We start from the raw sequence: 6,651 nt of genomic DNA, 5'->3' as shown, positions 1-6,651 counted from the left end.
CAACTCGACGGAGAATTCGACGGCTTGATGAACATCGCCGGTATACCGGGCACCGCGCCGGCCGACCTGGTGCTGGCCGTCAACAGCCTTGCGGTTCGTCACGTGACGGAGTCGCTCTTCGAACGACTGAAGCCGGGCGCCGCGATCACCATCGTGTCGTCGACGGCAGGGTTCGGCTGGCCGGAACGGCTCAACCTGATCCGGGATCTGTTGGCGACCGACACCTTTGAGGAGGGCGCGGCGTGGTTCAAGGCCAACCCGCAGCAGGGTAACGCCTACAATTTCTCGAAGGAAGTTTCCACCGTCTACACCATGTCGATGGGTTTGGCGGTGGCAGAGATGGGTTTTCGGATCAACGCGGTGCTGCCCGGACCGGTCGAAACTCCGATCTTGGTCGACTTCGAAGAATCGATGGGCAAAGACACGCTCGACGGATTGAAGAATCTGCTCGGGCGTCACGCCGATCCGGGCGACGTTGCCGATGTGGTGCTTTTTCTGGCCGGCGACGACGCTCGCTGGGTCAACGGCCAGGCTATCGCGGTCGATGGCGGAATCAGCGGAGCGGTCGCGAGTGGCGTAGTCCCCGCGCCCGAAATCTGATACCGCCCAAAGAAGAACCTATACCGCTCAGGAGAATCTGTGACTATCTCGGCACCGAAGATCACCGCTGGCGCCAACGTGCTCGCCGATCTTCGGACAGTTTTCGACCGCGGTCGAACGCGGGGCTTGCAGTGGCGACTAGAACAGCTACGCGGCATCGAGCGGTTCGTCGAGGAGCGCGAGCCCGCGATCGCTGCGGCCTTGGCCGATGACCTCGGCCGCAGCCCTGCGGAGGCCTGGCTGGGCGATATCGCCTCGACCAAGGGCGAGGCCGTCTATGCGCGCAAGCACCTGAAGAAGTGGATGCGCCGGCGACGGGAATCGTTGCCGATGGCGCAGTTGCCTGGCCGGGCATGGGTGCAATACGACCCGTTGGGCGCTGTGCTGATCATCGGTCCGTGGAACTATCCGCTGTATCTGAGTCTGGCGCCGCTGGTCGCCGCGGTGGCGGCCGGCAACTGCGCCGTGATCAAGCCGTCCGAACTCGCGCCTGCCACATCGGCGTTGTTGGCGCGACAGCTCAGCCAGTACGTCGACTCCGAGGCCGTACGTGTCGTGGAAGGTGACGCCGCGGTCACCCAAGACTTGCTGGCGGCGGGCTTCGACCACGCTCTTTTCACCGGCGGAACCGAAGTCGGCAAGAAGATCATGGCCGCGGCGGCACCAACGCTCACCCCGGTCACGCTGGAGCTGGGCGGCAAGAGCCCGGTGATCGTCACGGCCGATGCCGATATCGATGTCGCCGCCCGTCGCATCGCATGGGTCAAACTGCTGAACTCCGGTCAGACGTGCATCGCGCCGGATTACGTGCTCGCCGATGACAGCATCGCCAACGAACTCGTCGGCAAGATCGTCGGCAACCTTCGCAACTTTCGTTCGGACGAAGGTGGTCTGGGGGTACCGATAGTCAACCAGCATCAATTCGACCGGCTGGTCTCGCTGATCGGCAGCACCGAAGGCGAAGTGGTCGCCGGCGGCCATTGGGACAGCAGCACGCTGCGCATCGAACCGACCGTCATCGTTGATCCGTCACCCAGCGACCCGGTCATGGCCGACGAGATCTTCGGTCCGCTTTTGCCGATCATCACCTACAGGTCAGTCGACCAAGCAGTCGATTTCGTCAACGGCCGACCGAAACCATTGGCGCTGTATGTTTTCGGCTCGGGACGCGCTAGCCGCGGCCTGGTTGATCGCATCCCATCCGGCGGCGCGGTGATCAATCACGTTGCTATGCATTGTCTGGTGCCGTCGCTGCCGTTTGGCGGTGTGGGCGCCAGCGGCATGGGCGCCTACCACGGTAGATGGGGCTTCGAAACGCTCAGCCACCGCCGCGCGGTGCTGTCCAAAACGGCGAAACCCGATCCGCGTCTGGTCTACCCGCCCTACAGCCGACTCGCCCTTAACATCATGCGGAGATTGTTCTGATGAAAGTCAAGGTTGACACCACCAAGTGTTCAGGAATCGGGTTGTGTGAGGTCACCGCACCGTCGGTGTTCGAGATCGGCGACGACGGCCAGGCGCACGCCATCAAATCCGAACCAGCGCAGGGCGAAAGGGCAGAAGTCGAAGAGGCGGTGAACAACTGTCCGACCGGCGCGCTGTCTATCGATGAATAGGGAGCATCCGCAATGACTTACGTCATCACCCAGAGTTGCTGCAAGGACGCCAGTTGCGTGCCGGTGTGCCCGGTGGACTGCATCAGGCCGGTGGGAGCGACGGGTGAAATCACCGGTACCGAGATGCTCTACATCGACCCGGTCACGTGCATCGACTGCGGCGCATGCGTCGACGCGTGTCCTGTCGACGCGATCTACTACGAGGAGGAGCTGCCGCCCGAGCTGGAGCGGTTCAAAGACATCAATTCGAGCTACTTCGAACACCATCCCTTGGCGATGGATTCGCAGCGAGCCGGTACCGATCATCCCGCCGTGGAGCAGGGCTCGTTACGGGTTGCGATCGTCGGGGCAGGACCGGCAGCCTGTTACGCCGCAGCGGAGCTGACCCGCGTCGCCGGCGTGGAAGTGAATATGTTCGATCGGCTTGCGACGCCGTTCGGTCTCGTGCGCACCGGAGTGGCGCCGGATCATCAGCACACCAAGGCGGTGGTCAAGCTCTTCGATCCCGCGTTCGCGAGCCCGCGCTTCGAGTGCCACTTCAACGTCGAGGTCGGCAAGACGATCACCCACGAAGATCTGCTGGCGCACCATCACGCCGTGATCTACGCGGTGGGGGCACCGAAGGGCCGCGACCTCGGTATCCCGGGGGAGAAGCTGCCCGGAAGTTATGCCGCCGCGGACTTCGTCGGCTGGTACAACGGGCACCCCGACCACGCTGACACCACCTTCGACCTGTCTGCAGAGCGGGCGGTGATCATCGGCAACGGCAATGTCGCACTGGACGTGGCCCGGATCTTGCTGATGGCCCCGGAGGATCTCGCGAAGACCGACATTGCACAGCATGCGTTGGATAAGTTGTCGGACAGCGCAATTGAAGAGGTGGTCATCTTGGCGCGCCGAGGGCTAAGGGAGGCCGCCTTCTCGGTCGGTGAGTTCCTGGCGCTGGGCTACCTGCCGGGGGTCGATGTCATCGTTGACAGCGACGAACTGGACGCGCACGACGACGACGACGACGTCGAGACACGCATGAAGTTGAAGATCGCGCGCGAGTTCACTCAACGGCCGGTGCAGCCGCAGAACAAGCGGATCGTGTTCCGTTTCATGGTCTCACCTGTGGAAGTGGGTGGCCAAGAGCATGCCGAGAGTCTTCGCGTGGTGCATGCAGGCGGGGAAAGCGAAGTGATCGAGAGCCGGCTGATCCTGCGTTCGATCGGACAGCGGGGTGTGCCGATCGACGGTGTGCCCTTCGACGACGCGAACGGCGTGGTATCCAACGAACACGGCAGAGTACTTCGCGAGGACGGCCAGCGCGTCCCCGGCGTATATGTCACAGGATGGATCAAGCGTGGTCCGCGCGGCGTGATCGGAACGAATCGGAGCTGTGCCGAGCAGACGGTCCAAAAGCTCTGGGAGGACTACGATTCGGGCTTGCTGGATCGTGAGGTCGCAGCCCGGGACGCCATGGTTGGTCTGCTCGCAGAACGAGGGGCCGAGCCCGTCGACTGGCAAGGTTGGCGTGCCATCGACGCCGCCGAACGCGAACGGGGTCGCGAAACTTCGCGGCCACGAGTGAAATTCGTTGACATTGCCGAACTGCTCAGCGCCGCCAACTCCAGCGACGCGGCCTGCTAATTTCCCTTGCAGATCACCGCCTCAACACAAGTAGCGAAAGACCATGAGCCATAGTGCATTAGTGATTGACCCGCGATGGGAGCCGCACACCGTCCGCGAGGACGTGGTCGTGGACGCTGGTCGTGTGGCGGCCCTGTCGGCCCTCTTCGACGACAGCAACCCGGCCCCGTCACCGGGTGACGAGTTGCCGCCGCTCTGGCACTGGGTCGCGCTACCGCAGTGGTGTTCATCCTCTGCGCTGTCGTCCGACGGCCATCCGCGACGCGGTAGGTTCCTGCCGCCGATCGACTTGCCACGGCGGATGTTCGCTGGTGGTGAGATCGAATTGCACGCTGCGCTCACCGTCGGTCGCGTCATACGACGCGAGTCGTGGGTGGATGGCGTTGAGGAGAAGACCGGCCGGTCCGGCTCTCTGGTCATCGTGCGGGTGACGACGCACTTGTACAACGATCATTCCGACCTGGCCGTCGTTGAGCGTCAGAACCTGATCTTCCGGGAGGCGGCGTCGCACACCTCCGGGGGTTCCGATCCCGCTGACGCTGCGATCACGCCTCCGACACCGTCGCCGCTGCGGCGCACCGGGGAGTGGGAGTGGGAGTTCGAAACGGATCCGTCGTTGTTGATGCGATTCAGTGCCGCAACCGCCAATGCCCATCGCATTCACTACGACTGGCCGTACGCGACCCGTGTCGAAGGATATCCGGGGCTGGTGGTGCACGGGCCGCTCGTGACGTTAGCGCTTGCCGAAACCGTGCGGTTGGAGACGCCGGGCGCCGGTGTGCACCGCGTGCGCCACCGGAATGTCGCGCCGCTGTTCTGCGGGCAATCCGCGCAGCTGAAGCGGTTGGCGTCGGACAGCACGTCTGTCGCCCTGTCGGCGACTGGCGACGACGGCCGCGACCGCGCCACCGTTGACATTGAATTGCGCTGAAGTTGCTCGGCATTCTGCTTTTCGCCGCTCTCGACGTTGCGCGCAACATATGTCATGCTGGCCATTAACCACCAAACAGCGTTAGGTATTCTTCGGATCCGGTGATGGTGCTGCGCTCGACGGTTTCGCGAGGAAAGGACAGTCCACGATGACGGCAACCGCACGAGAGGTCGGGGATCCGGACACGGCAGCGGCGCGGATCGTGGTGCGCTGTCCGGCGGATGGACGAATTGTCGGCAGTGTTCCCGAGATGTCGGCAGCCGAGGTGCACGAGGTGGCCGCCCGGCTGCGCGCCGCCCAGCCGGCGTGGGAGGAGCTCGGGCCGCACGGCCGCAAGAAGCATCTGCTCCGATTCCTCGACTGGATATTGGACAACGAAGACCGGCTGGTCGGCATCATGCAGGAGGAAACCGGCAAGTCGTGGGGCGATGCGGCGATGGAGATCGCGGTGGCCGTCGACACCGTCAACTACTTCACCAAGCACGCGGCCGACTTCCTTGCGGATCGGGCGGTGAAGCGTGACGGCCCGATGTCGTTGACGAAGAACCTTCGGGTGTTCATCCGGCCGCACCCACTCGTTGGCATCATCACACCGTGGAATGGTCCGCTGGCGACTCCGATCGTTGATGGCATGCCGGCACTGATGGCCGGGGCCGCGGTGCTCTTCAAGCCGTCCGAGGTGACCCCGTTGACCTGGTCAGAGGTCACTCGCGGCTGGATCGAGGAACTCGGCGCTCCCCCTGTGATCGCGTGTGCCACCGGTGGTGGAGCCGCCGGAACCGCGGTGCTCGACGAAGTCGACATGATCCAGTTCACCGGATCGATCGCGACCGGGCGAAAGATCGCCGCTCGTGCTGGCGAACGCCTCATCCCGCACAGCGTGGAGTTGGGCGGCAAAGACGCGATGATCGTCTTGGACGACGCTGACATCGATCGCGCGACCAGCGGCGCAGTCTGGGGCGGCCTGTGGAATTCGGGCCAGATCTGCGTGTCCGTCGAGCGTATTTACGTCCAGGAGCGGGTTTATGACGAGTTCGTCGACAAGCTGGTGGCCAAAGTCCGAGCCCTGCGGCAAGGCATGGATCCCGACGGCAGCTACAGCACTGAGATCGGTGCGATGGCCAACGAACGCCAAGTGCAGATCGTCGAGCGCCACGTCGGCGAAGCCGTTGAACGGGGGGCGGTCGCGGTTACCGGCGGCCGGCGTAAAGACCAGGGTCTGTTCTTCGAACCGACCGTGCTGACCGGGGTCGATCACTCGATGCTGTGCATGCGCGAGGAGACGTTCGGTCCGACGCTGCCGGTCATGATGGTCAAGGACGATGAGGAGGCGATCCGCCTCGCCAATGACTCGCCGTACGGGCTGGCGGCCAGTGTCTGGACCGCCGACAAGCAACGCGCTGACCGGGTGGCGCGCCGACTCGAGACGGGCGCGGTCAACATCAACAGCGCGCTGACGGCCACCATGCTGATCCCGTTGCCGATGGTGGGCTGGAAGTCCTCTGGCGTCGGTGGTCGCAACGGGGGAGCCGCGGGAATGTTGAAATTCTGCCGGCAACAGGCGATTGTCTCCGAGCGGTTCCGGCTCAAGTCCGAGCCGCACTGGTATCCCTACGTGCCTCGGATGAGTCGCCTGCAGAAGCGGCTGATCCGGCTCACCGGGGCGCACGACTGGCGTCGCCGGCTTGGGCTGCGCGGACCGAAATGATTCCTCAGGAGCGGAGATAGGCGTGTCACGAATAACGATCGATAGCGGCAAATGCCAGGGTCATGGTCGCTGCGTGCTGATCGCCCCGACCCATTTCGACATGGACGACGACGGCTTCGGCAAGGTATTGGACGACGAGGCCGGGTCATCGCCCGACGTCGACG

The 6,651-nt window shown here is 63.9% G+C and carries 7 protein-coding genes; all 7 read left to right on the top strand.

Annotated features, from left to right (window positions below; all coding sequences use genetic code 11):
- A partial coding sequence (locus HMPREF0591_RS20565; protein WP_007170546.1) for an SDR family oxidoreductase occupies window positions 1-600 on the top strand: 600 nt, incomplete at its 5' end.
- Window positions 601-639: 39 nt separating this feature from the next.
- Window positions 640-2,025, top strand: a complete 1,386-nt coding sequence (locus HMPREF0591_RS20560) for an aldehyde dehydrogenase family protein (RefSeq protein WP_007170545.1) — start codon at window positions 640-642, stop codon at window positions 2,023-2,025.
- Entirely contained in the window at window positions 2,025-2,216 is a 192-nt protein-coding gene (locus HMPREF0591_RS20555; protein WP_007170544.1) for a ferredoxin, read from the top strand. The genes HMPREF0591_RS20560 and HMPREF0591_RS20555 overlap by 1 nt, the downstream gene beginning before the upstream one ends.
- Before the next feature lie 12 nt (window positions 2,217-2,228).
- Window positions 2,229-3,848, top strand: a complete 1,620-nt coding sequence (locus tag HMPREF0591_RS20550; protein WP_007170543.1) for an FAD-dependent oxidoreductase — start codon at window positions 2,229-2,231, stop codon at window positions 3,846-3,848.
- Between the two features lie 43 nt (window positions 3,849-3,891).
- On the top strand, window positions 3,892-4,779 hold the full coding sequence (locus HMPREF0591_RS20545) for an HTD2 family dehydratase (RefSeq protein ID WP_007170542.1): 888 nt from the start codon (window positions 3,892-3,894) through the stop codon (window positions 4,777-4,779).
- A gap of 148 nt (window positions 4,780-4,927) precedes the next feature.
- Window positions 4,928-6,487, top strand: coding sequence for an aldehyde dehydrogenase family protein (locus tag HMPREF0591_RS20540; protein ID WP_007170541.1), 1,560 nt, complete (start codon window positions 4,928-4,930; stop codon window positions 6,485-6,487).
- A 22-nt stretch (window positions 6,488-6,509) separates the two neighbouring features.
- The coding region (locus tag HMPREF0591_RS34450) for a ferredoxin (protein ID WP_279626980.1) at window positions 6,510-6,651 on the top strand (142 nt) is incomplete at its 3' end.

This window comes from Mycobacterium parascrofulaceum ATCC BAA-614 (assembly GCF_000164135.1).
Lineage (GTDB): Bacteria > Actinomycetota > Actinomycetes > Mycobacteriales > Mycobacteriaceae > Mycobacterium > Mycobacterium parascrofulaceum.
This window is presented reverse-complemented; position numbering and strand designations above follow the sequence as displayed.